The sequence below is a fragment of the Streptomyces sp. P9-A2 genome (genome assembly GCF_036634175.1).
GTDB classification, from domain to species: domain Bacteria; phylum Actinomycetota; class Actinomycetes; order Streptomycetales; family Streptomycetaceae; genus Streptomyces; species Streptomyces pratens.
The window spans coordinates 5258380-5284061 of sequence record NZ_JAZIFX010000001.1 but is presented as its reverse complement, the minus strand read 5'-3'; the positions used below and the strand labels follow the sequence as shown (position 1 = coordinate 5284061).

The window sequence follows — 25682 nt, the reverse complement described above, 5'->3', positions numbered from 1 at the left end:
CACGGAGCCCACGGAACCCACGGAACCCAGGAGAGCGACGTCGCCGGGACGGTGCCCGGGGCCGTGCACGACACGAACGGCCGACCGGCCCGCCGAGGGTACGGCGGGCCGGTCGGCCGGTGTCGCGAGGGCGCGTCAGGAACCGCCGCGCCGCTCTCCCTTCATGGTGGGGCAGGCAGAGCCCTACTCGGTCGCGTCCGGCGCCGTGACCGTCGTGAACGGCAGCACGAGCCGGGAGGGGTGCTCGGCGTCGCGGTAGATCTTGTGGGTGACGGGGCGGCCCACCGGCAGGTGGAAGGCGTCCGGCGGCAGCAGCGCGTTGTGCTCGTCGGCCAGCGGCTCGGCGTTGGAGAGTTCCACGACCAGCTTGTGGCCCGGCAGGAACGTCGCCGCGAACGGGTAGACCCGCAGCACGTACTCCTCGATCCTCCCCGGCTCGACCGGCACCGCCCGGGTGTGCGGGTGGTGGGGGTCGCCCTCCGTGGTGCGCTCCTCGTCGAGCTCGCGGTGCGAGGCCTTGAGGTAGGCGGTCGTGATGAGCTGACGCTTGCCGTTCGGGGCCTCGTCCCACATGCGCAGGATGAGGTTCGTGTCGGGCTGGTCGATCTCCACGAAGAGGTGCGCCGCGCCCTGGCCGATCATCTCGGTGGGCTCGGTGAACGGAGCGGTGCTCCAGTTCAGGATCTCCACCTTGTCGGTCACCGTCAGCGGCGCCTGGTAGAAGCCGTCGGGGGCGGCGTACTCGGCGCCCATGAGCTCGGGTTCGAAGGACAGCTTGCGGCGCGGGCGGAGGTAGAGCGCCTTGTGCTCCACGTCCTTCGGCGGCCACTGGGCGCCGGTGACGGTCTCGCGCGAGCCCTCGACGTGGACGGTGACGGCGGGCTCGTCCATGATCCCGTTGTCGATGCCCTTGAGCCAGTACTCGTACCAGCGGAACATCTTGTCGTGCTCTTCGATGAAGGGGCGCGACTGCATCGGCGGGTAGGGGCCGATGTCGAGCTTCTTCGGGCCCTTCAGCGCCTTGTACAGCTCGATGGTGCCGTCCATCGTCCAGCCGCGGCCCTGGTCGAGCTGGAGCCAGACGGGGATGTCGATGTTCGGCGCGAGCGTGATCGGGTTGCGCTCCTCGTACCAGTCGCCGTCGACCTCGTTCATCACGATGTCGAACCAGGCCTCGTGGTTCTTCGGGTAGTTGAGCACATGGACCAGGTTGGGCCAGGCGGCCACGTCCGGGTCCCGCAGCCGCTCGGCGACCTTCTCCTTGATCTCCTCGGGCGAGAAGGTCTCGAGCATGCGGGACTTGACGCCGTCGGTGAAGGCCCAGCCGGAGTCGCCACCGCGGCCCTCACGGGCGGCACGCGGCATGAACCACATGACGCCGCCGTGGTAGGTGGTCTCGTAGAAGTCGTAGTGGCCGCCGCTGACGAAGATCGCCTTGAGGCTCGGCGGCCGCTCGGCCGCCGCCAGCACCTGCATCGAGCCGAAGTAGGAGATGCCGATCATGCCGACGTTGCCGTCGCACCACGGCTGCTGCGCGACCCACTCGATGAAGTCGTACGCGTCCTGGCCGAGGGAGACGCCGCCGGCGTTGTAGTTGCCGATGTGCTCGCCCTCGGAGGCGCCGGAGCCGCGCAGGTCGCCGATGACGTGGACGTAGTCCTCCTGGACGACGCGCGCGATGTCACCGGCCTCGATGCAGCCGTCCCACATCGGGCTGGGGCGCCGCTGCGGCGGCGTGGTGAGCGCGAGGGCCTGCAGCTCCTTGCCGTAGGGGCTGAGCGCCACGAGCGCCGGCCGCGGCTTGTCGTCGACGCCGCTGTAGGTGTCGGCCGCCAGCATGACACCGTCGCGCATCGGCACTCGGAGATCCTTGCGGACGGCGATCTCCTGCCGGCCCGCCCGGATCGTCTGGAAGTCGGTCATGGGTGTGAAGCTCCTCCGGGGGTCTGGGGGGCGTCCCCCAGGACAGTGCGTTACGAGTTCTGCTGGTGCTGCGTGCGGTAGCCGTGCATCGACGTGAAGAACGGCGACGGCTCAAGCGTGGGGTCGCCGGTGTAGCCGAGCTCCTCGGCGGTACGGGCGAACGGGGAGTACGGCGAGTCCGTCTCCTTCAGGCCGGCCTCCAGGCAGCCGCAGGCGGCCGAGGCGACCCGGCCCTCGACGGCGAGGCTCTGTTCGATGGCCTCCCGGGCCTGGGCGGCGTCGAGCTCTACGCCGTACGGCGTGCCGTCGGCGCGGCGGTAGGGGTGTCCGAGGTACAGGTGCCGCGGACGGACCTCGTCGCGCAGGTACTCCAGACTGGCGCGGTAGGCGACCGGGTCCGTGTAGCCGGGGAAGCCGTTGGCGGCCCCGTGGACCTGCACGGAGTCGCCGACGAACACCGAACGCTGCCCGTCGACGACGTAGGCGGCCGATCCGGGTGTGTGGCCCGGTATCGAGTGCACCGAGACGGTGACGTCGCCGCCGAGGGAGAGGGTCTCGCCGCCCTTGACGAGCAGGGTGGGCTCCATCTCGCCGGAGATGACGGCCTGCGTGGCGGCCGTCACCTTCGCCTCTCCCTCCGGGTCGCCCAGGTACCGGCCCCGTCCCGCGAGGTACTCCTCCACGTGGGCCCGCCGCGAGCGGAGCATCGGCGCGTCGGCCTCGTGGATCACCACCTGCGCGCGTCGGCCGGTGAGCTCCCACAGGGCGTACGCCCCGCCGACGTGGTCGATGTGACCGTGGGTCAGCAGGATCCAGCGCACGTCCTCGATCCGGCGCCCGATCGCCTCGAGGGCGGGAGCCATCCCTTCGGCGGGGGAGGAGGCGATCCCGGTGTCGACGATCGCCGGTTCGGGTGCGTCGATGAAGAAGCTGTAGAGCCCGAACCGGCCCCATGGCGAGACCAGGGGATGAACATCGACTGCGTGCGTCATGGATTTCCTTCTGAACTCGTACGCGGATCGGTCGGGTACGTACGCGGATCGGTCGGGTCAGCGGATCGGTCGGATCGGTCGGGTCAGCGCCGGCCGAGGAAGTCGCGCGTCTCCTCGAAGACCCTGTGGTACTCCGGGATCCAGGAGAAGTGCTGGACGAATCCGTGGCCCGCGCCCTCGTAACGGCTCACCGTCGCCTCCACGCCGGCCTCCCGCAGCCGCCGGCCGTAGAGCTCGCCTTCGTCGCGCATCGGGTCGTACTCCCCGGTGACGACGAGGGCCGGCGGCAGCCCGGTGAGGTCCGCCCGCTTGATCGGCGAGACGAGCGGGTCCGCGGGGTCGGCGCCGCTGTCGATGTAGAAGGCGTTGAAGGGCTTCAGCCCCGCCGTCTCCAGGCCGTAGCCCACGGCGTTCTCCCGCAGCGAGGCATAGCGGTCGACGTCGAAGTCCAGGTCGAGCGAGGGGTAGTAGAGGATCTGGTGTGTGATCCGGTCGAAACCGTCGTCGTGCGCCCTGGCCGCGACCGCGGCGACGAAGGTGCCGCCGGAGCTGTCGCCGGCGATGGCGAGGGTCGTGCCGTCCCAGCCCAGGCTCTCGCCCTCCTCGGCGGCCCAGCGCACGACCGCGTAGCAGTCGTCGAGACCGGCGGGGAAGGCGGCCTCGGGCGCCAGGCGGAAGCCGACGGAGACGACCTTGAGCCCGGTCTCCTTGGCCAGCGAGCGCGCGACGTGGTCGTGCGTCTCCAGGCTGCCGAGGAAGAACGCGCCGCCGTGGAAGTAGACCAGTACGCCGTGGCGGTCGGCCTCGGACGGCGTGTAGATCCGTACCGGTACCTCGCCCGACGCCGTCCGCGCGGTCACGTCCTCGACCGCGTGGAGCGGCAGGCGCTCCTCGAGGGGAGCGACGTGCGTTTCGTCCGCGGCGCGCATGGCGACCGGGTCGAGCGGGCCCCCGGCAGGGGCCGGCAGGCCGGCGAGGAACTTGGCGATCTCGGGGTGCAGGGGCATTCCGTTACTCCTTGGGGGCGGTGGCGGCGGGCTTCTGGCCGGGGAAGACGTCGTCGATCTCTTCCTCGGACCAGCCCTGGCGGGAGATGGCCTGCAACTTGTCGGTCTCCGGCTTGCGGGTGGCCTGGTAGGAGGCCAGCGCCTCCTTCAGCGAGGGCGCATCGCGCAGCGCGTCGGCCAGCGCGCCGGCGTCCTCGATCGCGGAGTTGGCGCCCTGGCCCTGGTGGTGCAGCATCGAGTGGGCGGCGTCGCCCAGCAGCACCACGGAGTCGGAGTGCCAGGTGTCGACCGGGTCGATGTCGTAGACCGCGCGGATGTTGACCGTGGACATGTCCAGGCCGCGCGCGATGGCGACCAGGCGCTCGTCGAAGCCCTCCACCGTGGCCAGGATGTCGTCCTTGGTGACCTCGGGGTTCCAGGCACTGTCCGGGCACAGCGCGGTGATGTCGAAGGAGACCTGACCCCGGTGGCGCAGCGGCAGCAGGTAGACCTTCGTGCCCTTGCCGATGTACATCCGCAGGTTGTCGTCGGTGGCCATGCCGTGGGCGTCGTCGAGGGAGATGACCGCGCGGTAGGCGTGCTCGCCGGAGAAGACCGGGCCCTTGTCGCTGAACAGTTCCCTGCGCACCACCGACTTGATGCCGTCGGCGCCGACGACCAGGTCGGCCTCGGCGGTCGTGCCGTTGGCGAAGGTGAGCACGGAGCGCTCGCCGTGGTCCTGGATGCTCTCCAGCTTGTGGCCCAGGTGCACCATGCCCTCGGGCAGCACGCCCAGCAGCGCCTCGATGAAGTCGCCGCGGTGGATCAGGTGGGTGTGGGTCTGCTCGCCGTCGGCCGGCCACGCCTCCTTCATGATCGGCTCACCGGTGGCGGTGAGGATCTCGAAGTACTCGCTGGGCGAGGTCACCCCCGCGATCGCCTCGAAGATGCCCCACTGGCGGAACCGGTTCATGGTGGCGGGACGCAGACCGATACCGGCGCCGACCTCCCGGGTCTGGCTCGCCTGCTCGTAGACGTCGACCTCGGCGCCCAGCAGGCTCAGCGCCTTGGCCGCCGCCGCACCGCCGTACCCCGCACCGACAACAGCGATCTTCAGGTTTTTCAGTTCTGAGGTCTGCATGGTGGTTCTCTCTGATTCTGAAGGGTCAGGAAGACCTGGAGGGTCAAGAAGACTTTTGGAGGACCTGGAAGGCCGGGAGGACCTGGAAGGCCAGGAGCACCTGGAAGGCCAGGAGCACCTGGAAGGTCAGGAGGACTTCTGGAGGGTCAGGAAGTCGGCCGGGTTGTCGACGAAGATCGTCTTGATCGCGGCCTCGTCGAGACCGGCGGCGCGGAGGTCCGGGATGAGGTCCTCGAAGATGTAGTTGACGGTGTGGCCCTTCACGCCCGGCCAGCCCAGGGGGCTGCAGTTGGCGTCGGCGGAGGCGAGGACCTGGTGCAGCCGGCCGTCGCCGATGAACCGGAGGAAGTGGTCGAGGCGCTCCTGGCGGGGGCGGGCCCAGAACGGCGGGTCCGGCAGCTCGGTCTCGTAGCCGAAGGTGTCGAAGCCGATGCGGCCGCCCTGCTCCGCGATCCAGACGTCGCGCGTCTTGTCGGCGTTCACGCCGTCGTCGACGTGCCCGAACAGGACGCGGTCCAGGGGGAGGCCCTCTTCGTCGAAGATCGCGATCGCGTTCTCGGCGTCGATCGCGAGGTGGGTCAGGACCGGCGCGCCCGTGGTGAGCGAGGCGCGGGCGGCGGCCCGGTAGATGCGCTTGTCCAGGTCCGTCATGCGGCCACCGCGGCTCACGCCGACCTTGATGACCCCGGCGAGGCTGCCGGTGTCGCCGATGCCGACGGTGATCTCGTGGACGAACTGCTGGGTGAGGTACTCCACGCTGGCGTTGGCGAAGTGCGGCAGGGCGGTGTCGCCGCCGACGAAGCCGGTGCAGGCGACGATGTGGACGCCGGTCTTCGCGGACAGCGACTTGTAGTAGTCGACGTCACGGCCGTTGCAGATGCCGGTCGCGTCGACGAAGGTGCCGCCACCCAGTTCGTGGAACCTGCGCAGCTTCGGCACGGTCTCCTCGTACCGCTGCTCGGGTGTCTTCCACCACTTCGTGTCCAGCTCTGAGCCGGGCATGCCATAGCCGATGTGCTCGTGGATGGCCACGAGACCCAGCTCCTCGGCCGGGATCTGCCCCAGGACGGTGTTCACTCTCGACACAACACTCACCTTTGAGATAAGAGACTTGACGGTCGCTCGCGGGGGCGCTCAGCGCGCCGACAGCAGGTCGCGCGGGTTCTCCACGAGAATCCGCCGCGTGTCCTCGTCACTGAGACCCTGTGCCTTCAGGAGCGGGACGAAAGTGGTCAGGACGTAGCTGTACGGCAGATCGTTGCCGGGGTGGCCCTTGGCCACGCCGGTCGCGCTGCTCGAGAGCAGGATCCGGTCGCCGAAGCCGGCCCGCACGAGCTCGGCGACCAGAGCCGCGCGCTCGTCATCGGTGATGTGGGCGTCGTCGTCCTGCGTACCGACGTGGTCCAGGGCGACGTAGGCCCCGCGCCGTGCGATCTGGAGGGGGGCGCCGGCGGCGACGGCGTCCTTGCGGTCGAGTCCGCCGACCACGACACGGTCGGCGGGCAGCTTCTCGTCGAGGACGACGTCGAGGTCGTGGAGGGCGTCGGCGCCGTAGCGGACGGAGACCGCGACGCCGGTGCTCAGGGCGGTCCGGGCCGCGCCGCGGAACAGGCTCTCGTCGGTCGCGGTCATGCCCTCGGGGGTCGCGGTGGTGGCCACCAGGCCGGCGGCGCCGCGTCGCTCCACGCGGGGCACCACCATGCCCTCGGTGACCTCCTTGGTGAAGAGGTCGGCGAACTTCTCGGCCGGCCACGGCGTCGGAGGGTTGGTCTGCGGCGTCAGGAAGTAGCCGCCGAGCATCTCCTCGGGGCCCTGGCCCGTCGAGGCGACGATGTGCACGCCGGTCGTACGGGAGAGGGCCTCGTACAGCCGGACGTCCCGGCCGTGGAACATGCCGGTGCTGTCGACGACGGTGCCGCCGCCGTGGGCGCGGAAGTCCTTCAGCTTGGCGGCGAGCGTCTCGAAGATCTCGGCACGGTCGAAGGTGACGTCGTAGGCGTACTCCGCGCCCGGGACCACCGACAGCAGTGCCTCGTGGACCGACACGACACCCAGATCCTCGGCTGCCACCGGGCCGAGGACGGTGTTCACAGTGTTGCTCTCGACGCTCATGCCTGCCTCACGTGTCCGGGGTGGGGTACGCCGCAGGGGCGCACCGCACCCTTGTGGCTGATGTCAAGGTAGCCATTCGCTTTACACAACGTCAATGAAACTGACACGACGAAAAAACAATTCACGGGAAACGGATCAGACGTCCGGCACAGCCCGCCCACCCTGCGACGATGCCCCGAATGGGGGTAAGGCGCCGCAGGCGCGGACCCCCTGTTACAAGCATCTCACCCCAAGCAATATGCCTGAATTGTACTAAACGCGCATCGCTTGCTTCGGCAAGGACGCCAGGGTCCGACCCGACGGCCGACCATGGTCGGCGCGGTACGCGACTCCGGGGTACCGGCTGCGACGGCACCGGCCGGCCCGCGGGGGCCGAGCCGGCGGCGCCCGCCTCGCCGGCTCCCTTCCGCGGAGCCGCCGGCCTTCAGGACTTTTCGGCGCGGCCGGACTTCGGCACCGCAACCGCCGCCATGAGCTCCCGGCCGTCCGAGCCACTTCGCCGACGCGTCCCCGCTCATGACGACCGTTCCGTTCACGCGCCCCGGTCCCGGCCCGGGTGTGTAAGTGACGGGAGAGCGGACAGACGCGCGGAATGAGCAGCTACCCCGAGAGGATCACCCAGAGCGACAGCGGGTTCCCGTCCACGGTCTCGCGGCGCGGCCCGTCGCAGGGCGGGATGCCGAGTACGGGCCCGTCCCCGATGCAGCCACGGCGGGACGGCGACGGCAGCCTCGCTCATGTGGTGGAAACCCTGCTGGACAAGGGCCTCGTGCTCAACGCCGACATCATGGTCTCGGTGGCCGGGGTGGAACTGCTGGGTATCCGTCTGCGCGCGGCGCTGGCCTCTTTCGAGACGGCTGCCCGCTACGGGCTGGAGTTCCCGTCCGGCACGGACACGGAGACCGCCGCGTGGCGTGACACGCGTGAGGAGAAGGAGAGCTGCCCGGCCTGCGGCAAGCGCTCCCCGGTCGAGCAACTGCTGGAGAAGTGGTGCCCCTGGTGCGGGTGGCTCAGCGCGCAGGCCCAGATGCGGGGCCGCTCCGAGCACACACAGCCGGCGGCGCTGACCGAGCGCCGGGAGGAGCCCGCCGCCGACGACGAGGGCAAAAGCGACGGCGACCGCGACGGCGACGGCGACGAGGACCAGGACCACCGGGCGGCCGAACCGTCCCCGGCCGAGGGCGAGGCCGAGGGCGAGGCCGAGGGCGAAGGCGAAGGCGAAGGCGAAGGCGGAACGGCGTGACGGCTGAACTGTCACCGATGCGCCCCACGCGGGATCCGCGGGTCACCCTGGACGACCTGCTGGAAGTCGTGCTGAACAAGGGCGCGGTCCTGCACCTGGACCTGATCGTCGCCGTGGCCGACATCCCGCTGATCGGCGTCTCCCTGCGGGCGGCCATCGCCGGGATGGAGACGATGCTGGAGTACGGGATGATGCGCCACTGGGACGAGGACACCCGCGCCTGGGCCGAGCGGTCCGTCGCCCGCCGCGCCCTCGACCTGGCGGAGGACGAGAACGTCGTCTGCCGGATGACCGGTGGTCACCTCCTGACGGAAGGTCTCTACCACGGATGGCGGCCCGGCACCGTCTACCTCACCGACCGGCGCCTCGTCGTCCTGCGTGACGAACCACGGGAGATCCTGTGGCAGACCGGACTCGACGCCGTCACCGCCGTGCGTCTCGAACCGGAGAGGACGGTCGGGGGCGAGGAACAGCTGCGCCTGGACGTCGCCCTGGCCGACGGCGGCCAGGAACGCCTCTCGGCCCGTCAGCCCGGAGAACTGCACGCCCTCCTCACCGAGGCGTGCGCGGGCCGCCCGGCACCCGCCCTCCCGTTCGCACCCCCCGTCGAGGAGGAGCCGCCTCTCGTCGAGGAGCACGTGTGGTACCACGAACCGCGCCGGGGCGGGCCGTTGTGGCGCGGCGGTCAGGGACGGCTGACCGCCGACAGGCTGACCTGGAAGTCCCCCGTGGATTCCCGGCCGGCGCTCGTGCTGTCCACGGCGGACATCACCGAGGTGCGTCGGGTACCCGCGTACAGCCCTGCCGGGGAGGGCGGCGTCATCGCCGTCCACACCACCGCGGGCGACGAGGTGAGGCTGGCCGCGGACGATCCGGCGGCCTGGACGGAACGGCTACGCGCGGCGGGGTCCGTGACGGGACCCGTGCCGGGACCCATGGCGGCGACCGGATGAGTGGCCGGGTGAACAACCAGGCGAACAACCAGGTGAGCGACCGAGCACGACAGCAGGAGGGTGGAGAGCCGACATGCCGTTGACCGTCGACGAGAAGAGCCTCAAACACGGGGTGCTGTCCTTGGTGGTCACCTTGGTCGAGGTCATCCAGGAGGCGCTGGACCGCCAGGCGCTGCGTCGTATGAACGGCCACGATCTGACCCCGCAGGAGGCCGAACGCCTGGCGAACGCCCTGCTGGAACTGGACGAGGCGATGGAGCAGATCAAGGAGGACCACGGCATCGTCTCCTCGGTCGCCGACCTGCACCGGGGACTGGACGAAGTGGTCGACGACGTCGTGGACAAGCTGATCAACCCGCAGCGCTGGGCGGAGGAGGCAGGCGAATGACCGAGCACACGGCGTTGTACGTGTACGCGCTGCTCCCGGACCGGCCGGACGGCCCGGACCGGCCGGACGCGGCCGACGGCGTCACCGGGATCGACGGTCGCCCGCTGCGGCTGGTGCGCGTTCCCGGCGCCTCCGTCGCGGCACTGGTGCACGACGCCGCCCCGGCCCCTCTCGAGGGCGGCGACGACCAGGTGCGCCGCTGGGTGGAGGAGCAGAGCCGGGCGGTGGACACCGTATGGGAACGCACCGGCAGCATCCTGCCGATGACCTTCAACGTCCTGGTCGCCGAGGAGCCGCCGCCCGAGGGCCGGCCCGAGGCCGGGCGGAGCGCCGAACGGCGCCTGACGGAGTGGGTCACCGAGCAGGCGGCGGACATCGCGGGCCAGTTGGAGGACCTGGCCGGCCGGTGCGAACTGCGGGTCGACATCACCGTGGACCGTACGGCCGTCACCACGGGCGAAGCGGGAGAGGCCGCGCCGGAGGACCCGGCGGGCGGCCCGGCGGACGGCCTGTCACCCGGCATGCGCAGGCTGATGGCCAAGCAGCGGGAGCACCGGGCCCGCAACGCGGCCGGACAGTTCGCCGACACCCTGCACGCCGAGATCAGGCAGCGTCTGCTGGCCGTCGCCGAGGACTACCGCGACCGCGGCCCCACCCACCGCGTCGCGGGCGAGACGGACGTCCTGTGCGCCGCCCTGCTCGTCCGGCGGGAGGACATCGACGCCGTCGGCACCGTACTGACCGAACTGCGGTCCCGTCAGCCCGCCGTCCGCATCCGCTTCCTGGGCCCCTGGCCCCCGTACTCCTTCATCGACACCCGCCACCGCACCCGGGCGGAGGAAATGGCCCCCTGAGCGGCCGTGAACGAACTGCTCCTTGCCGGTGCTCGGCGCTGCGGTGGGGGCATCCTGCCTGAAGTGACGGCCGTCGGCGGACGGGCGGCCGAGGAACCGGGGGCCGGGAACCGGGAACCGGGGGCCGGCAGACGGCGAGGCCGCTACCCACCGGGCCCCCGGCCCGTGCTTGCTTCAGGCGACCGCGCCGTAGAGCCAATTGCCGGCCGCGTCGGCGTCGGGGCTGAGGTAGTACTGGCGGACGGCGGCCAGCAGCTCGTCGACCGTGAGCCTGCCGTTCCCGTCGGCGTCCAGCTTGCGGAAGGCGTCGGCCCTGTTCTCGGGCGCGGTACGGAACACCTCCTGCCATGCCTCGAACTCCCGCTCGTCCACCTCACCGTCCCCGTCGGTGTCCAGCAGCGCGCACACCGCCTCCGCCAGGGGCCGGAACGAGATGTCGAAGCCCTCGGGCGACTCGACGAAGGCGCCGGTCATGCAGTCCCGGTACTCGTCACGGGTGAGCCGCTCGTCGCCGTCCTGGTCCGCGGCGGCGACCAGGGCGTCCCAGAAGCGGGTCATGCCGTCCATCAGCGCGGTGCCCTTGGGCGAGGTGACGGGCTCGCCGAACTTGGACAGCAGCTGCGATCCCAGGGTCAGGAGGTCCTCGCGGTCGATGAAGCCGTTGTCGTCGGTGTCGAAGTGCCGGAAGCACAGGTCGATCTTGCGGTGGAGCAGGGGAGTACCGGAGAGCGTGGTCATGTGTCGGCCTTTCAGCTGGTGCCGGACTGTCCCGGCAGAGGGATACGGGTGGAGGGAGCAGCTACCACCGGCCCGGACTCCCGGGGCATTCCGGCGGCGGCGAGGTGGTCGAAGGGCTCACCGGTCCCGGTGGCGAGGCTGATGCCCTGGAGGCGGGTGGTGCGCAGAAAGGAGACGTTGGCCTCCCCGAAGACGCCGCCCGACAGCCCCGTGCCGCCGACGATGGGCAGCACCGGCAGGGTCCCGATGTGGCTGTCGTTGACCTTCAGCACACCGCCGTTGGTCACTTCGTCCGTGAACCGGTGGACGACGTGCGGATCACGCGCCCACAGCGAGTTGCGCAGCCCGTACCGATTGGCGTTGACGAACGCGAGGACCGCGTCCAGCAGCGCGTCGTCCGAGGCCACCGCCGCAGACGCGGCGGCCTCCGGCACGACCACGCACATCAGGGGGAAGAACGTCTCCTCCGTGACGGCGTTCATGGTCGCCGCCCGCTCGAGACCCCGTACGCGCAGCAGCGCGGGCCGGACGAACGGGCCCCGCGGGGAGGGACGGCCGTGCACGTCGACCAGGTCGCCACCGCAGAGCAGTTCGGCGCCCCGGGCCACGGCGTCGTCCAGCACCTCCTTGCACTGGTTCCGCTTGATCACCGGGGTGAGCACGACCTCCGGGTCGTCCGGCAGCCCCACGCGCAGGGCGGCCACCTTCCGGCGCAGCCGCTCGGTGAAGTCGTCCGCCACGGCGGGATGCACCAGGGCGAACTTCGGTGCCAGGCAGAGCTGTCCGGACCCCAGGTAGCGCTCCAGTGCCGCTTCGACGGCGCCGTCCAGGTCGGCGTCCCGCCAGACCACGAGGGCGTCGTTGCCGGCCAGCTCCATGATGGGCTTCTTGCCGTGCTCCAGGCAGGAGCGGGTGAGTTCGGCGCCCTGGGCCGAACCGCCGAAGAAGAAGATGTCGTCGCAGTGCGGGGAGGCGAGCCACGTGCGCAGCATCGGCCGGGCCGGCGCGCACAGCACGCTCAGCGTGCCGGGCGGCGCCCCGTGGTCGGCCAGCAGCGGGGCGACCAGCTCGTGGAAGAGGTAGGCGGTGCTCAGCGGGACCGTCGGCGGGGCGTTGACCACCAGCGCGTTGCCCGCCGCCAGCGTCGGCACCCCGGACAGAGCGGTGAGCATCGGGGCGTTGCGCGCCGGGTCCAGGCAGACCACCCCGTCGGGCTTGCGCACCAGCCGCACCAGCCGGCCCGCATGACCGCCCTCCCAGACCATGGCGGCACGCGCGTACGCGACCGAGTCGGGGTGCGTCAGGTTCAGCGCGGCGGACAGGGCCCACCGGCTCACCTGCAGCGGGTTCCCTTCGGCGACGAGGACCGACATGAGTTCCTCGGCCCGCTCCCGCAGCAGGCGGTGGAAGGCGCGGACGAAGTCCAGCCGGTGATCGAGCGGGACGCGCGCCCAGGCCGGCTGCGCCTCGCGCGCCGCGGCGAGCGCCGCGAGGGCCTGCTCGCCGGTGGACCGCGCCACCCGGCCGACCAGCCGGGGGTCGTCGTGGTCCGCCGGGCCGGCCCGGTCGTGGTCGAGACGCGCTTTGAGCGCGACCGTCTCGTAGGTGTCGAGCAGCACGGCGCTGCTCCTGGGCCAGTGCACCCAGCTCTGTCCGGCGGCGGGTACGCCGGACAGCAGGACCGGATAGCTCCGAAGCGCGGTCCCCGAGGAAGCGTTCACACCCCGGATTCTTCGCACCGGGGCCCGGCTTCGGACCTGTTACGGCACCCTCCACCCTGAACAGGGGAAATCCACCCATTGCCGCCCGACCCGTCTCCCTGGCATGGTAAGCACCGGTGTCGGCCGAGGCGCCGCCCGACGGTCAGAAGTGCGCCACTGACCAGCCCGAACACGTCAAGGTGTCGCCGTTGCTCTCACGGTTGCCGGTGCTGAGGCTCCGGACTCCGGGCGGACGAGGTCCGCGAGCCGCTGCGGCGGGCGGTGACGGATCGGCGCGGCCTCGCCGGTTCGGTCTCCCTGTCGGCCGAGGCCGAGAACGCCCTGGTGCGCCTTTCCGCCGGCCCGACGCCCGTCAGCCTCCAGCGGAGGAGTCCAAGCCGATGAAGGCGATGAAGTGATATCGCCGAACCGACGCGGCCGACGAGATCCCGAACGCAGCGGCCGGTTTCTTCACGGCCAGGCTCCACTGCGCCCCGGACGGCACCGAACAGCCTCCGTGCCGACCTCATGTTCGAGGCCGGCACGGAGGGCGACAGTGACATCCCAGCGCGGGAGCAGCATCCCCAGGAACGCCTGCACCGCCCGAGCGGTCAGTAGCGGTAACGAGCCGCGAGGATGACGATCTCCCTGTCCGTCACCAGATGGACGAGGCGGTGCTCGTCGTCGATCCGCCTCGACCACGCCCCGGGCAAGTGGTACTTGAGGGGCTCTGGCTTACCGATTCCAGTGAAGGGGTCGCGTTTGACGTCCTCGATGAGCTTGTTGATCCGAGCGAGCATCTTGCGATCGTTCTTGAGCCAGGACGTGTAGTCCTCCCAGCCCTGATCTTCGAAGACGAGCCTCACTCAGCACCCTCACTGGCCGCATCCGGCGAGTCGGGGTCGATCAGCTCTCGCTCTGACACGTTGATGTTAGCCAGGGCGTTCTCGTACGCCTTGAGCAACCGGCGAGCGTTCGCCGGCGAGCGCAGCAGGTACGAGCCCTCACGCAATGCCGCATAGTCCTCGGCCGAGACGAGCACGGCATTGCCGTGTTTGGAAACGATCTCGATGGCCTCGTGGTTGTCGTTGACCTTCTTGATCAGCGGAAAGAGAGCCTTGCGGGCTTCGCTCGCAGTTATGGACATGACCTCACCCTTTCCGACAGTGGTACCAAATAACGTACCACTCTTATCGCTCATGGACAGAGCAGACGCCCGGCGAAGGGGCAGACATCCCAGCACCACCCCGGCACAGGCAACAACAAGGGGTCGGCTCTCAAGGAGACCAACCCCTTGCCACCTGCGGGCTTGACGAAGCCCTTAGCTTCCAGTAACGAATTGATCACACGTTGAAGCGGAATGCCTGATCCCCGATCCTGACCTGCGGCGGAGCCGTACGCAACGCCCTGACCAGGCATTTCCCCGTTGGAGTGCGTTGGGTCCCGACGGTCGCTTACGGGTGTCCTGCGGACTCTTTGCGGACCGCTCCCAGCCGCGCCTGCTCCTCCTCGACGATCTGGCGGGCCATCGCCGTGTCCGAAACGTCGACCGCGTCCGGCGTCGACTCGGCGACCGCGCTGCGCCGTGCGTACGCGTCGAACAGGCGGGTCTTGTTCTTCAGCATCTCCACCATCCGCTCGTCCACCCCGCGGGTGGTGAGCAGCCGGTGCACCCGGACCGAACGCACCTGCCCCATGCGGTGGGCCCGCGCCACCGCCTGGTGTTCGATGGTCGGTTTGATCTGAGGCTCACAGATGATCACGACGGCCGCGGCCTGCATGTTGAGCCCCACCCCCGCCGCCTCGATCTGCGCCACCAGCACCGCATGACCCGGCACGGCGGCAAACTCGTCCACCAACTGCTGACGGCGCGCGGGCGGCACGCTTCCCGAGATCGGACCGAACACCTGACCGCCACCATTGCTCCGCGCGCCGTCCAGCGTGTCCTTCACCGCTCCAAGGACATCCCTGAAGTTGGAGAACACCACCACCTTCAACCCATTCCCGGCGGCGTCCTCGACGATCTCGCGCAGCCGGTTCAACTTGGCCGACTTCTCGGGGCGCGCGTACGCCGCTCTACGCATCGCCATGAAGTTGCCGGCGCGCACGGCCTCGCGGTAGGCGTCTTCGTCCGACGCGCTCAGCTCCTCCCACTCGTCCGTCTGCTGGAGTGCGGGCAGTTCGGTCAGAACATCCTGCTGGTTGCGCCGCAGATAGACCGGGGCGACGGCCTTCCGGAAGGCCTTGGAACCGGCCACTCCGTCACGGTCACCGACAGCACCTGCCAGGTGCGGCTGGAGAATCTGCACGAGGCTGCGGAACTCGGCGACTCGGTTCTCCATGGGCGTGCCGGTCATGAAGAGAACGCGTTCGCAGTGCCCGGACCATTCAGTCACGGCCTGGGAGCGACGCGTCTTCGGATTCTTCACATAGTGCGCCTCGTCCACGACCAGCATCCCCAGCTCGCCGCCCCCGGGGGCCGGGAAACCACGCAAGGCGTCGAAGGTAGTCACCCCTACGCCGCCCCGGCCCTTCCAGTCGGCGAACGCTTCCTGTCTGTCGGGGCCGTGAAGAGGCATCACGCGCAGCTTGCTGCGGGCCTCGATCTCGCGTGTCCAGTTGATCAGGACGCTGGCCGGGCAGACGACCATGAAGTGGCTCTGCCCCTCGGCAGCGAGATGAGCCAGAGCAGCGATGGCCTGGATGGTCTTGCCGAGCCCCATCTCGTCGCCAAGAATCACCTTGCGTTGCGCCAGGGCGAAGCGCGCCCCGAAGGCTTGATAGCCGCGCAGCGACACCCGTCGGTGAGTGTCATCAAGCATCTGGTCGCGGACCCGCTCGGCAACTTCGTCGGGCAGGAACCCCTCGGCAGCGGCAGTGTCGGGTCTGCGGCCGGAGATCTCCGCGAGCAGGCTGTAGTACTCGGCGGAACGCAGCTCGAAGTCGACCCAGGCCGCAACCTCGGTCGAGGTACCGCGCAGCAGATCCACCGAGGCCTGTGCAAGCAGCTCCGGCACACCGCCCTGCGCTGCTTCCTCGGTCAGCCTGCGGACCTCTGCAACGGCCTCCAGCGCCCGGGCTCGTTTGACCTGCCCCACCAGCAGCATCCGCAGCCGCCCGGCGGCCGGCTTGGCCTCGGCCAGCAGCGGACCGAGCCGCTCCGAGAGAGCCATGGCCGTGTCTACGGCTCGCCGCGCATCGGGGCCCGCTCCCACCAGCACATGCAGGGCCATGACGAGTGAGGTGGTTCGGGGCTCCGGCCGATCCACGTCGATGTGGACGGCTGTGGTCTCCCGAACGGCATCAGATATCTGACGTGCCGCCGCGATGACCTGATCGGCAGTCCTCTGCCCCACGCCAGGGACCTGTCGCAACCGGTAGGAGCCGGCATCGAGTACCTGCCGGACCGACCGCAGCCCGCTCCTCTCGACTTCACCGAGCCTCAGCCGACCCTCGGTGACCTCCTTCAACCGGGCCACTGGGATGGCGTCCAGCGCCTGTTCCGCCGCCATATCGCAGATCGGCTTCAGCGCCGCCCGAACCGCCTCGACAGCCCGCCCGTGGTCACCGGCCACCACCTGCGCCGCCTCGTACAGCCGCCCTCCCGCGGCAACTGCCTCCCGCTCACTGCGCCCCATCCCGCCCCGGCCCCTCTCGTGATATCCCCGCATACTGCCACCGCTGCCCCCCGGCGCCGACCGGGGCCCGCACACATTGTGTACACATTGCACACTTGGTACCCTTGAAGCATGACTCAGCCGCTGCCCATAGAGTCCATCCGCGACGTACGCGCTCACTTGGCCGAAGTCGTCGAACGGGCCGACCGCGACGACGTGCCCACTGTCATCACCCGTCGCGGCAAGCAGGTCGCCGCCGTGGTCTCGATCGAGGTGCTGCGCAAGTACCAGGAGTGGGAAGAGCGCGAGATCAACCGCATCATCGACGAGCGCATGGCGAGCCCGGCCGCCGGCGTCACGATCGAGGACGTGATGAGGGAGACGCTGGCACGCAGTGAGTGACTACCGCACGGTGTTCCGGCCCGAGGCCCAGGCCGAGCTGCGCAAGATCCCGCGTGACATGGCGCTTCGCATCCTGGCCAAACTGACAGAGCTGGAGATCGACCCCTTCGGCTTCAACACCACCGCACTCGTATCCCAGCCTGAGCGCCGCCGCCTACGGGTCGGCGACTACCGTGTCGTCTACACGATCGACAACGGGGAGCTGGTGGTGTGGGTCGTACACGTCGGACACCGCTCCACGGTCTACGACACGTAACTGCTCCAGGTTCTGCGGACTACTGCGGACAGCGCAACGGCCTGACCTGCTTTCTCGCAGGTCAGGCCGTTTGTCCACGTCCAATCAGACGTTGAAGCGGAACGCCTGCGCCCCGATCCTGACCTGCGGCGGAGCCCCGCACCAACCTCTGACCAGGCACTTCACCGTTTGGTTGCGTTGGCCTCCGACGGGCTTCTACGAGTGTCCTGCGGACCGTCTGCGGACCGGCAGCTCCTCTACCGGTCCGGAAATGCATGGCACCGGGATCGGCCCATCTACGAGACTGCGCCAGTGAGCCGCCGCCATCCCTGCCCCTGCTGCGGGCGCCTCGTACTGGACGAGATGCCCGGGTCATTCGCGATCTGCCCCGTCTGCTTCTGGGAGGACGACACCATCCAGTTCCGGTGGCCGACCGTGGACAGCGGGGCGAACAAGGTCTCCCTGGTCGAGGCCCGACACAACTACCGGGATTTCGGCGCCTGCGACCAGCACGGCCGACGGTTCGTCCGGCCTCCGGCAGCGGACGAGCCGCTCGATCCGGCCTGGCGCCCGATCGACCTCACGCGGGACTCCTTCGAGGTCTGGGAAGCGAAGGACTGGGCCCCGTGGCCGGCGGACCCCTCGGTGCTCTGCTGGTGGCTTCCCACCTTCTGGCGCCGCGACCGACCCGCCTCCTGACTCTCCCCATCGAGAGACTCGTCCAGCAGCTCGCCGGCGAAGCCGGCACGTCCTACGACGCCCGCGCCGAACTGATCCGGATCGGCTCCGAAGCCATCATCGACGGACTCCCCTCCCTCGACGCCTTCGGCCGGCTGACCGCCATCGAGGTCTTCGAGGAGGTGGGCGATCCCCGCTGCGGACCCGCCCTCATCAGGCTGCTGGACAGCGACAACCCCACCGTCCGCGAATGGGCGGCCATCGTCCTGGCGAGCCTGGAGATCGACGGCGCGGTCGAGCCCCTGCGCCGCGCCTACCGCGCCTGCCTGGAACGGCAGACCCCACCCGACTGGACCGAGCCCGCCGGCATCCGCTGGGCCCTGACCGAACTCGGCGCCCGCAGCCCTGTCGTCCCACCGCTCACCGCGCACCTGCGCACCACCGCTGCGGATGACGCCCCCGGCTGGCCCTCAGCCCGCTTCACCGGGATCATCAACGACCTGGCCGACCATGCCCAAGTAATCCTCTACTCCCAGTTCTGGCAGGTGCACGCCGGGCATACGTACGACGTCGACGGTCCCCGTCTCGACTGGGAACTCAACTGGACCGCCCCCCTGGGAGCACCTGGTCGAAGAGGCCCGCGCGTGGTCCCTGCTGGAGGCTGGCGAAGCCCCCGTCGGCGACGACATCTTCGTCGCCCCTGCCTGGATCGACCACACCGACCTGCACCTGGAGAGGTGACCCCATGCTCTTCCAGCACCCCAAGGAGATTGGCTCCGGCCATGTGATCGAGCGCTACGTGACGAGGAATAACTCGGACCACCCGCGCCACCTCGAACTGAACAGCGCGCATCCTGCAACCGGGAGGGGGCGGCAACGGTATCTCCGGAAACCGTATGGCTGGGTCAGTAGTGTCCGCGCGGAAGGAGGCAGTGAAGAGAAGGCCGCTCCACCACGACTCATGTGACCTGCGGAAATGCGAAGTCGTCCCAGAACGGGATCCGCGACGAAGTACGAGGAGTCTCAGGAGCGCCGGCTACGGGCCGAGGTCTGCGGGACGTCTCCGGCTTCTGCAGCCTGATCGCGCTCACCAGCTCCCGCTCCTCACCTGTCATCCGCCGCTCGCAGTGGCCAGGCGGTCAGCAGATCGCCGGGACCATAGGAGGTATCGAGCCCCGGGCAGTCGACTCCGCTGCGCGAGACCGCCACGACGGGAACAGGTTCGCCGGTGAGGGCGGCCCGGTGTCGATGGAGGGCTGCCAGGTCGTGCCGGTCGAAGGGCGACTGCTCCAGCCACTTGATGGAGCCGACGAAGAGCAGCTCCTTGGCGATGGGGGCGCGGTCCGCCCCGACGATGTCGATCTCGACGTCGTTGGTGCGGGTCCAGTAGCCGCCCACTGCGGGGGCCGCGGGCAGCCTGTCATCGGGCAGTATCCGCGCCAGGGCCTCGCGGACAAGGGGCTCGACCGCCCGGCCGCGCCAGCTGGTCCAGTTCTCCCGGATGCGCGCCAAGGTCAGATCACCCCGTCCCCGCTCGATCTCCTCCATGGACGGACCGAGCAGGTGCAGCCAGAAGCGCAGGTAGGGGTCTGTCACCCGGTAGCGGCGATCCTTTGAAGGACGCAGCGATACGGGTAGCTCCGCAGCGACGATCCGCTTGTTCGTGAGCAGTTCCAGGGCTCGATGCAGCGGCGTGGCCCCGATCCCGCCGGCCGCACGGGCGATGTTGGTGAAGGTCCGCTCGCCACTGCCGACGGCTGCCAGCACCGTACGCGCCTGAGCCTGCGGGGGGAATTCGGCAGCCAGCGAGCGCTCGGCCGACACCAGCAGGGCCGAGACCGGGTCGCTCAGCGCCTCGCCGAGGAAGTCCCACAGTCCTGCGCCTCGCGGCCACTCCGCGCAGATCAGCGGCAGCCCGCCGGTGACCAGCGCGGCGTCGAAGGCTTCCGCCGGTTCCAGTCCGAGCATCTGCCCCACCTCTGCGGGGTTCAGGGGTCCCAGCACCATCTCCCGGCCGCGCTGATGGAAGGGGCGCCCGTAGCTGTTCAGGGCCTCCATCATCGACAGATCGGAGCCGATGAGGACCAGCAGCACCGGCTTGGTCTCCAGCACCCGGTCCCAGGCCCGTTGCAGCATCCCCTCAAAGGCGCCACCGGCATCCATCAGGTACGGCACCTCGTCGATGATCAGCACGCTCGCCCGGTCAGCGGGCAGCGCGGCTGCCAGCACGTCGAACGCGGCGTCCCAGCTCTCCGGCCGCGCGGCGGCCACGAGCCGCGCCATCGGCAGCGTCGATGCCTGGGCGTCCCGGGCGAGCCGTGCAAGATCACCCCCAGGGGACGCACCGGTCGCCGCGTAGAACAAGAACGGGGCCCCGGAGCGCTCCGCGAACCGCTCGACCAGCCGCGACTTGCCCACCCGGCGCCGCCCACGCAACATCACGCACCGACCGGGCCGCTCCCCGCCAGCCCCTGCCGCCACCTTCTGCAGCTCTCGCTCCAACGTCGCCAGCTCCTGCCGACGACCCACGAAGTCCACCATGCCCACCAACCTCCATTCATGTTACTAACCAAACTGTTAGTAACATGCACGTTAGTGGATGACCTCGCCAGGCCGCAGGAGGCCGTCACTCCAGGCATGGTCGATAAAGCCTCACCCTGTCACTCTCGATCACTTTGCCCCGATCATGGTCGAATCAGGTCGCAGCAAGGAACAGACGGAGAACACCGGAGAACGGAAGAAGCAACAGGCAACCCCGCCGAACCCCGATTCCCGAGGCGCGCCTCGTGCCAGACCCACTCTCGGATGCGAAGCGAAATGACTCCGTCACAACAGGTGTTCGCCGTCGGCCTTCGCGTCGGCCAATGAACGTTGAACGAGAGCTCCCGTGAGGGCGCACAGTTCTCACGGTCGCTACGCAAGGGGGAGGTTGATGATGAGCACAACTTTACGTTTCGGACCTGAACTTCGCCGTTTACGACAGGAAGCGGGGCTGACTCTGACCGAGTTCTCTGTGGCGCTCAACTACGACAAGGGGCACCTCAGCAAGGTCGAGCGCGGGGAGCGTTCCGCGTCCCCCGAACTGGCCCGGCGGTGCGACGCCTTCCTCGGCGCGAACGGCGAGCTGCAGCGCATGGCCGTCCGCCCCGAGACCGACTCGGACACCACCGAAACCCCCGCCACCCCGAGCCTCTGGCTCGTCGGGCGCCGGACGGTCCTCGCAGCGGGTACGGGGGCGCTGATCGACCTCGGCCTGAAAATCGGCGGTCAGACGTCCTCTACCGCCGGCCCTCTCCTTCCCTCCTTCCGCGCGCAGTTCGACCAGCTGCGAAAGCTCGGCCAGTCCACCGCGCCGAAGGTCCTGCTTCCCCTGCTGGAGACGCAGACGCGCACGGTCGCCGGGCTGGCCGCCGGTACCCCGTCCGCCACTCGGGCCCCCGCGCTCCTGCTCGCGTCGCGGTTCGCGGAGTTCACCGGCTGGATGGCCCAGGAGGCCGGGGACAGCGGCGCGGCGCTCGGCTGGACCGGTGAAGCCGCCGCGCTGGGGCGCGCCGGGGGCGATCCGTACCTCGGTTCCTACGCGCTCGTGCGACGCGCCCTGGTCACTCCCTACGACGGGGATGCCGCGGGCACCATCGTCCTGGCCCGCCGGGCCCAGAGCGGCGAACTCCCGCCGCGCGTCCGGGGACTCGCGGTTCAGCGGGAGGCGCAGGGCCACGCATTCGTCGGCGACGAACGCGACTGCCTCCGCAGCCTCGACAGGGCCCGGGAGCTGCTCGACAGCGACGACGCCCGCAGCAGCGCCGAGCCCGTGATCGGCACCACCCACGTGAGCGATCCGGCGGCAATGACGACCGGCTGGTGCCTGTACGACCTCGGTCGACCCGAGGCCGCCGCCGAGGTCCTCGACCGGGAGTGCCGCCGCCTCCCACCGCACGCGCTGCGCACCCGCGCCCGGTACGGCTTCCGCAGGGCTTTGGCCCACGCTGCCTCCGGAGAGGCCGAGCACGCGTGCACGATCGCCGGGGAGCTCCTGGGGGGTAATGCCGGCCGTGCCCTCGGCGACGGTGAACAGTGACGTCCGGCGTCTCGCGCGGGAACTCACCCGGTTCCGGAGCAGCCGGGCCGTACGCGATCTACAACCGACGCTGGCACGGGTACTCGCCCCCGCGCACGACTGACACCGCCTCCACGACCGACGCCGGCTCCTCGAGCCGCCCGGCTCGCCGGACTGTCCGGTCGGCCCTCCGGATCCCAACGATCCCGACGGGACCCTCTGATCCCCGCCCGACGCATCGCACCGCGCCCCCGGCTGCTTCGAGCCGCCCGCGACCAGTGACGCGCCGGGTGGCGCGCCTCCATCCGTACGCCCTCCCGTGGACGTGGCGTGCCCGTTACGCGGTCAGGACCTCACGGTCCGGGCGGCCCGGGGCCTCGGAGCCCCGGTCCGCAGCCTCCGCGCTCGTACCCATTCCTTCCGTCTTCCTCCCACGAAGGGAACCTTCATGCCCGAGGTCTTCGTCAACTACCGCACAGGCGACGAGGAATCCGCCGCGACCATGATCGCGCGCGAGCTCTCCCGCCGGTTCGGACTGGACGAGCTGCCCGGGTCATTCGCGATCTGCCCCGTCTGCTTCCGGCAGGACGACGCGCACCCGGAAAGGTGGTGACCCCATGCCGTTCCAGCACCCTGAGGAGACCGGCTCCGGCCATGTGATCAAGCGCTACGTGACGAGGAAGGACTCGGGCCACCCGCGCTACCTCGAACTGAACGGATACCGCTTCCTGCGTCCCGGATGGCCGCACTCCGCACGCTTTACTCGCCGTCTGCTCGAGGACGCGGCCACGATCACCGACGCCGAACTGGAAGCCCTCCTCGGCTTCGAGTGGCGTGCGCGCCTCACCGCGGCCTGGCTGATCGGCGTCGACCGGCGCGAAGCGTTCCGCGAGCGTCTCGGCGATCTGCTCCTGGCCAGCGAGGTCTGCTAATCCGGCCGTGGCTACTGCTTCGCCCTCGCCCGCCTCGGCACGCACGCGGACGCCGAGATCCTTACCGCGTACCTCGACCGCTACCTGCCCCGCACCGGCCTCCACTACGACCAGCCCGCCGCCCTCGGCGCCCTCCTCCGCCTCGACGCCCTCCTCGGCACCCACCACGCCGACCGCTTCACCCGGCCCGACGGCCTCTGGGACCAGTGGGTCCAGGCCCTGGTCCACCTCAGCGACCAGCCCGGTCACACCCCCGACGCACAGCACCACTGGGCCGACCTCCAGTGCGACTTCGCCGACGGGTGGACACGTCTTTGATACCGAGAAGCGCTGCGGGACGCGCCGAAGACCGTTGCTTTGCCGGTGCCTGTCGTCCGCCTCGGCTGTCTCCCTCTTCACAGGTTCGCCAGAACGCACCTCGCGTCATGCCCAGGGCACACGTTCGGTCTCACCGACCCACCTGCCCTTCAGGAGTCATGGGCCAAGGAACAGGGCGGCCAGACGGGGAAGCCGACGGCTCATCTCCTTTTCGTCGTCGAAGTCGAAGTCCTCACCCATATCAACCGTATTGCCGCTCTCTGCATCAGCTCCACGGAAACTGTGCCAGGCTTCGCAGAAGGCATCCGCATCACCCGTGATCCGTTCGAACGCCCCGCCGGCCGCATAGTTCACGTCCTCGTAGAACAGCACCTCGGGACGGTCCCGGACGTTCGCAGCATGAACCACACCAGGGTGCGCCGCGAGGCTGTCGGGGTCGGTGGCCACGCGCTGGTACCACTGACAGCCTGAAGCGATCACCCCAGCGCGGAAGTCCATGAAACTGTCATCGGAGCACCCACCCCCGATGAGATAGGCAGCCGCCCACACATCCCAGCGATACAGCGCGTCGTGCAGCTCGTCGAAGCGTTCCGCATACTCCAGAATCTCCTGCCGCGGTCTGTCCGCGAGCTGCTCGACGAGAACCTCGTCAAACGGCTCGCCCGTCTCGGCCGCCCCAGCTTGCGCGACTTCGATGACGTTCCAGAACGTGTCGATGTCCATGACCGCGCACTGTGCCACGCCCCGGTGACAATCGATCCTGGCCACCCTGCCGACACCTGGCTGTTTCTGTCGGGTACACACGCGTCAGCAGTGGCACCGCAAAGGCGGTGCGGCACGGGCGCTCGTCACGGTGGCTGCACGCGGCGTGCCAACCTGCGGCCCCAAGCCTGGCTCGGCGCTTCGATGTAACGGTAGGTCAGCAGGCACAGGGGCAACAGCACGGTGAAGAAAGCCATTTCGAGCACGGGACTGTCCTGTCGCCGTCGGCCGATCGTGCTGTCGATCACCGCCAGCAGTACCGGATGCACCAGATAGACCGAGTAGCTGATCGTTCCCAACCCGGTCAGCATCCGCGGTATGCGCCGGCGGCGCGATGCCAGTCCGGCGCCGAAGGTGAGCACAGCCAGCAGGAACGCGACGATCCAGCCGCGCCGTGTGAAGTGGTCACCGTCGCCGTACCAGTACGCACTCCCCACGGCACAGGCGACCACCATGACGGCAGTGCCGGCCGCACAGTGCCAGGTGCTCCGACCGTTCTCGGCACGGTAGACGGCGGTGCCGAGGAACATCACGGCGAGGATCACCAGGCCCTCCCACAGCGGGACCGTGCCGTTGAGCGGGACCAGGACGAGCGCCAGCGCCCCGCCCAGCACGCCCCCGAACCCCCGGAGCACGGGTGACCTGGCGCTCGCACAGCAGATGGCGATCCCCATGGCGATCGAGGCAAACACGATCAGCGGGCCGGTGCCCGCCAGGCCGGACAGGGCGGAGGCCGGCAGCACCACCCCTGCCGTCACGCTCACAGCGGCGAGCACGGCCAGGATGACGGCGACCGCCGCAGACTGCTGGTGAAGGCGGACCGTGAAAAGAGCGACGACCAGCAGGTAGAAGGACATCTCGTAGGAGAGCGTCCACAGGATGAGCAGGAGATTGGGTGTCCCCAGTAACTCCTGGAGCATGGTGGCGTGGGCGACCGCCACGGTGACAGCGTTCTGTTGACCGAAGTCACGCATCTCCGCCATGCCCGAGAGGTTGAGGGCAAGGAGCACCGTGACGACAGCCGCCCACAGCGGGTACACACGGAAGACCCGTCCGATCCAGAACGTCCGGACACAGCCCCGGCGCTCCAGCGACGCGGGAATGATGTAGCCGCTCACCAGGAAGAACACCATGATGCCGTAGCGGCTGGTGTTGAACTGCGGCATCAACTCCCGCCGGAATTCCGCCATGAAGGTGTACGACGAGTGGTCGAACACCACGACGAGTGCGGCGACGCCGCGCAACGCGTCCAGCCAGCCCAACCGCGACGGACCGGTCGCCGCGATGGCTGTCAGTAATCGCGACGCGACTGAAGGCGGATGCGCCGGTGAAGTGGGGACGAGAGGTGGGGATTCCATGCGCAGACAGAGTCCTCTTCGGTGAGGTGTCGGGTGGGCTTGTCGTGAGGCGGGTGCCGGCGGGGTCCGCAATGGGCGGGGGAGAGCGCCAAGCCTTCGACCCTGCCGGCGCGCTTGCAGGCCGCCCTGCTGGTCGCCGACGACCAGCAGGGCGTTCCCTGCGGAGCGGTCCCCCTCGCCGCTCACATCACCGAGTTCAGCGGCCGGAGCATTGTTCGGCAGTACCTTTCCGGCGACCGGACAATGAGACGGGGTGCCCGAGCCTCTCGTGTCATAGAGGTGCATGGATTGGT

At 69.6% G+C, this 25682-nt stretch carries 23 protein-coding genes and 2 pseudogenes; 11 read left to right on the top strand and 14 right to left on the bottom strand.

Annotation, left to right across the window (positions count from 1 at the left end):
* Positions 1 to 183 precede the first annotated feature (183 nt).
* From V4Y04_RS24150 to V4Y04_RS24125, 6 genes are all read right to left on the bottom strand, one after another.
* Positions 184 to 1923 (bottom strand): CocE/NonD family hydrolase, encoded by a 1740-nt coding sequence (locus V4Y04_RS24150; protein ID WP_332430408.1) that lies wholly within the window; start codon positions 1921 to 1923, stop codon positions 184 to 186.
* 50 nt (positions 1924 to 1973) lie between these two features.
* Complete coding sequence (locus V4Y04_RS24145) at positions 1974 to 2915, bottom strand: MBL fold metallo-hydrolase (protein ID WP_332430407.1); 942 nt, start codon at positions 2913 to 2915, stop codon at positions 1974 to 1976.
* Between the two features lie 83 nt (positions 2916 to 2998).
* Positions 2999 to 3922, bottom strand: a complete 924-nt coding sequence (locus V4Y04_RS24140; RefSeq protein ID WP_332430406.1) for an alpha/beta hydrolase — start codon at positions 3920 to 3922, stop codon at positions 2999 to 3001.
* A 4-nt stretch (positions 3923 to 3926) separates the two neighbouring features.
* Positions 3927 to 5042, bottom strand: a complete 1116-nt coding sequence (locus V4Y04_RS24135) for an FAD-dependent oxidoreductase (RefSeq protein WP_332430405.1) — start codon at positions 5040 to 5042, stop codon at positions 3927 to 3929.
* Positions 5043 to 5168: 126 nt separating this feature from the next.
* Positions 5169 to 6128: a phosphotriesterase family protein gene (locus V4Y04_RS24130; protein WP_332430404.1), complete on the bottom strand. Its 960-nt coding sequence runs from the start codon at positions 6126 to 6128 to the stop codon at positions 5169 to 5171.
* Positions 6129 to 6176: 48 nt separating this feature from the next.
* Positions 6177 to 7154, bottom strand: a complete 978-nt coding sequence (locus tag V4Y04_RS24125; RefSeq protein ID WP_332430403.1) for a phosphotriesterase — start codon at positions 7152 to 7154, stop codon at positions 6177 to 6179.
* 592 nt (positions 7155 to 7746) lie between these two features.
* Between V4Y04_RS24125 and V4Y04_RS24120 the strand changes: the two genes are divergently transcribed.
* From V4Y04_RS24120 to V4Y04_RS24105, 4 genes are all read left to right on the top strand, one after another.
* The gene (locus tag V4Y04_RS24120; RefSeq protein WP_332430402.1) at positions 7747 to 8397 is read left to right on the top strand and encodes a gas vesicle protein; all 651 of its coding nucleotides are present in this window, start codon (positions 7747 to 7749) and stop codon (positions 8395 to 8397) included.
* A complete protein-coding gene (locus V4Y04_RS24115) occupies positions 8394 to 9350 on the top strand; it encodes a gas vesicle protein (RefSeq protein ID WP_332430401.1) in 957 nt (318 codons plus the stop codon). The genes V4Y04_RS24120 and V4Y04_RS24115 overlap by 4 nt, the downstream gene beginning before the upstream one ends.
* Positions 9351 to 9423: 73 nt before the next feature.
* Positions 9424 to 9738 carry a gas vesicle protein K gene (locus V4Y04_RS24110; RefSeq protein ID WP_332430400.1) on the top strand — a complete coding sequence of 105 codons (315 nt, stop codon included), beginning with the start codon at positions 9424 to 9426 and terminating at the stop codon, positions 9736 to 9738.
* Positions 9735 to 10592, top strand: coding sequence for a GvpL/GvpF family gas vesicle protein (locus tag V4Y04_RS24105; protein WP_332430399.1), 858 nt, complete (start codon positions 9735 to 9737; stop codon positions 10590 to 10592). Before V4Y04_RS24110 ends, V4Y04_RS24105 begins: the two co-directional genes overlap by 4 nt.
* Before the next feature lie 174 nt (positions 10593 to 10766).
* On the opposite strand, the gene V4Y04_RS24100 is transcribed toward V4Y04_RS24105, so the two are convergent.
* The 5 genes from V4Y04_RS24100 to V4Y04_RS24080 form a co-directional block, all read right to left on the bottom strand.
* Positions 10767 to 11330 (bottom strand): EF-hand domain-containing protein, encoded by a 564-nt coding sequence (locus V4Y04_RS24100; RefSeq protein ID WP_332430398.1) that lies wholly within the window; start codon positions 11328 to 11330, stop codon positions 10767 to 10769.
* Between the two features lie 11 nt (positions 11331 to 11341).
* Positions 11342 to 13051, bottom strand: a complete 1710-nt coding sequence (locus V4Y04_RS24095; RefSeq protein ID WP_332430397.1) for an aldehyde dehydrogenase family protein — start codon at positions 13049 to 13051, stop codon at positions 11342 to 11344.
* Positions 13052 to 13641: 590 nt separating this feature from the next.
* Entirely contained in the window at positions 13642 to 13896 is a 255-nt protein-coding gene (locus tag V4Y04_RS24090; RefSeq protein ID WP_332430396.1) for a Txe/YoeB family addiction module toxin, read from the bottom strand.
* Positions 13893 to 14177 (bottom strand): type II toxin-antitoxin system Phd/YefM family antitoxin, encoded by a 285-nt coding sequence (locus V4Y04_RS24085; RefSeq protein WP_111005329.1) that lies wholly within the window; start codon positions 14175 to 14177, stop codon positions 13893 to 13895. Before V4Y04_RS24085 ends, V4Y04_RS24090 begins: the two co-directional genes overlap by 4 nt.
* Before the next feature lie 307 nt (positions 14178 to 14484).
* Positions 14485 to 16668, bottom strand: coding sequence for a DEAD/DEAH box helicase (locus V4Y04_RS24080; protein ID WP_332430395.1), 2184 nt, complete (start codon positions 16666 to 16668; stop codon positions 14485 to 14487).
* A gap of 111 nt (positions 16669 to 16779) precedes the next feature.
* Between V4Y04_RS24080 and V4Y04_RS24075 the strand changes: the two genes are divergently transcribed.
* The 4 genes from V4Y04_RS24075 to V4Y04_RS24060 all read left to right on the top strand — a co-directional run bounded on the left by V4Y04_RS24075 (position 16780) and on the right by V4Y04_RS24060 (position 18750).
* Positions 16780 to 17049: a type II toxin-antitoxin system Phd/YefM family antitoxin gene (locus V4Y04_RS24075; RefSeq protein WP_332430394.1), complete on the top strand. Its 270-nt coding sequence runs from the start codon at positions 16780 to 16782 to the stop codon at positions 17047 to 17049.
* Positions 17042 to 17305, top strand: a complete 264-nt coding sequence (locus V4Y04_RS24070; protein WP_332430393.1) for a type II toxin-antitoxin system RelE family toxin — start codon at positions 17042 to 17044, stop codon at positions 17303 to 17305. The genes V4Y04_RS24075 and V4Y04_RS24070 overlap by 8 nt, the downstream gene beginning before the upstream one ends.
* Before the next feature lie 291 nt (positions 17306 to 17596).
* On the top strand, positions 17597 to 17983 hold the full coding sequence (locus tag V4Y04_RS24065) for a CPCC family cysteine-rich protein (RefSeq protein WP_332430392.1): 387 nt from the start codon (positions 17597 to 17599) through the stop codon (positions 17981 to 17983).
* Entirely contained in the window at positions 17911 to 18750 is an 840-nt protein-coding gene (locus V4Y04_RS24060; protein ID WP_332430391.1) for a HEAT repeat domain-containing protein, read from the top strand. Before V4Y04_RS24065 ends, V4Y04_RS24060 begins: the two co-directional genes overlap by 73 nt.
* A 316-nt stretch (positions 18751 to 19066) precedes the next feature.
* Here the strand turns inward: V4Y04_RS24060 and V4Y04_RS24055 are convergent, their stop codons facing one another.
* On the bottom strand, positions 19067 to 20503 hold the full coding sequence (locus V4Y04_RS24055; protein ID WP_332430390.1) for an ATP-binding protein: 1437 nt from the start codon (positions 20501 to 20503) through the stop codon (positions 19067 to 19069).
* A 394-nt stretch (positions 20504 to 20897) separates the two neighbouring features.
* On the opposite strand from V4Y04_RS24055, the pseudogene V4Y04_RS24050 reads away from it, so the two are divergent.
* The 3 genes and pseudogenes from V4Y04_RS24050 (at position 20898) to V4Y04_RS24040 (ending at position 23269) form a co-directional block, all read left to right on the top strand.
* Positions 20898 to 22143, top strand: a pseudogene (locus V4Y04_RS24050) (helix-turn-helix domain-containing protein).
* 324 nt (positions 22144 to 22467) lie between these two features.
* Positions 22468 to 22632 carry a hypothetical protein gene (locus V4Y04_RS37815; protein WP_443080073.1) on the top strand — a complete coding sequence of 55 codons (165 nt, stop codon included), beginning with the start codon at positions 22468 to 22470 and terminating at the stop codon, positions 22630 to 22632.
* A gap of 4 nt (positions 22633 to 22636) precedes the next feature.
* A pseudogene (locus V4Y04_RS24040) lies at positions 22637 to 23269 on the top strand (DUF6000 family protein).
* A gap of 156 nt (positions 23270 to 23425) precedes the next feature.
* Here the strand turns inward: V4Y04_RS24040 and V4Y04_RS24035 are convergent.
* Together V4Y04_RS24035 and V4Y04_RS24030 are read right to left on the bottom strand one after the other, a co-directional pair.
* Positions 23426 to 23992 carry a DUF4240 domain-containing protein gene (locus V4Y04_RS24035; RefSeq protein WP_332430388.1) on the bottom strand — a complete coding sequence of 189 codons (567 nt, stop codon included), beginning with the start codon at positions 23990 to 23992 and terminating at the stop codon, positions 23426 to 23428.
* Between the two features lie 125 nt (positions 23993 to 24117).
* The gene (locus V4Y04_RS24030) at positions 24118 to 25389 is read right to left on the bottom strand and encodes an acyltransferase family protein (RefSeq protein ID WP_332430387.1); all 1272 of its coding nucleotides are present in this window, start codon (positions 25387 to 25389) and stop codon (positions 24118 to 24120) included.
* Positions 25390 to 25682: the final 293 nt, after the last annotated feature.

Excerpts from the sequence above, each read along its gene's own strand:
- V4Y04_RS24125 (WP_332430403.1), bottom strand. The coding sequence starts at position 7,154 with ATGAGCGTCGAGAGCAACACTGTGAACACCGTCCTCGGCCCGGTGGCA.
- V4Y04_RS24085 (WP_111005329.1), bottom strand. The coding sequence starts at position 14,177 with ATGTCCATAACTGCGAGCGAAGCCCGCAAGGCTCTCTTTCCGCTGATC.
- V4Y04_RS24110 (WP_332430400.1), top strand. The coding sequence starts at position 9,424 with ATGCCGTTGACCGTCGACGAGAAGAGCCTCAAACACGGGGTGCTGTCC.
- V4Y04_RS24035 (WP_332430388.1), bottom strand. The coding sequence starts at position 23,992 with ATGGACATCGACACGTTCTGGAACGTCATCGAAGTCGCGCAAGCTGGG.
- V4Y04_RS24145 (WP_332430407.1), bottom strand. The coding sequence starts at position 2,915 with ATGACGCACGCAGTCGATGTTCATCCCCTGGTCTCGCCATGGGGCCGG.
- V4Y04_RS24140 (WP_332430406.1), bottom strand. The coding sequence starts at position 3,922 with ATGCCCCTGCACCCCGAGATCGCCAAGTTCCTCGCCGGCCTGCCGGCC.
- V4Y04_RS24150 (WP_332430408.1), bottom strand. The coding sequence starts at position 1,923 with ATGACCGACTTCCAGACGATCCGGGCGGGCCGGCAGGAGATCGCCGTC.
- V4Y04_RS24105 (WP_332430399.1), top strand. The coding sequence starts at position 9,735 with ATGACCGAGCACACGGCGTTGTACGTGTACGCGCTGCTCCCGGACCGG.
- V4Y04_RS24100 (WP_332430398.1), bottom strand. The coding sequence starts at position 11,330 with ATGACCACGCTCTCCGGTACTCCCCTGCTCCACCGCAAGATCGACCTG.
- V4Y04_RS24030 (WP_332430387.1), bottom strand. The coding sequence starts at position 25,389 with ATGGAATCCCCACCTCTCGTCCCCACTTCACCGGCGCATCCGCCTTCA.
- V4Y04_RS24055 (WP_332430390.1), bottom strand. The coding sequence starts at position 20,503 with ATGGTGGACTTCGTGGGTCGTCGGCAGGAGCTGGCGACGTTGGAGCGA.
- V4Y04_RS24075 (WP_332430394.1), top strand. The coding sequence starts at position 16,780 with ATGACTCAGCCGCTGCCCATAGAGTCCATCCGCGACGTACGCGCTCAC.
- V4Y04_RS24080 (WP_332430395.1), bottom strand. The coding sequence starts at position 16,668 with ATGGGGCGCAGTGAGCGGGAGGCAGTTGCCGCGGGAGGGCGGCTGTAC.
- V4Y04_RS24135 (WP_332430405.1), bottom strand. The coding sequence starts at position 5,042 with ATGCAGACCTCAGAACTGAAAAACCTGAAGATCGCTGTTGTCGGTGCG.
- V4Y04_RS24120 (WP_332430402.1), top strand. The coding sequence starts at position 7,747 with ATGAGCAGCTACCCCGAGAGGATCACCCAGAGCGACAGCGGGTTCCCG.
- V4Y04_RS37815 (WP_443080073.1), top strand. The coding sequence starts at position 22,468 with ATGCCCGAGGTCTTCGTCAACTACCGCACAGGCGACGAGGAATCCGCC.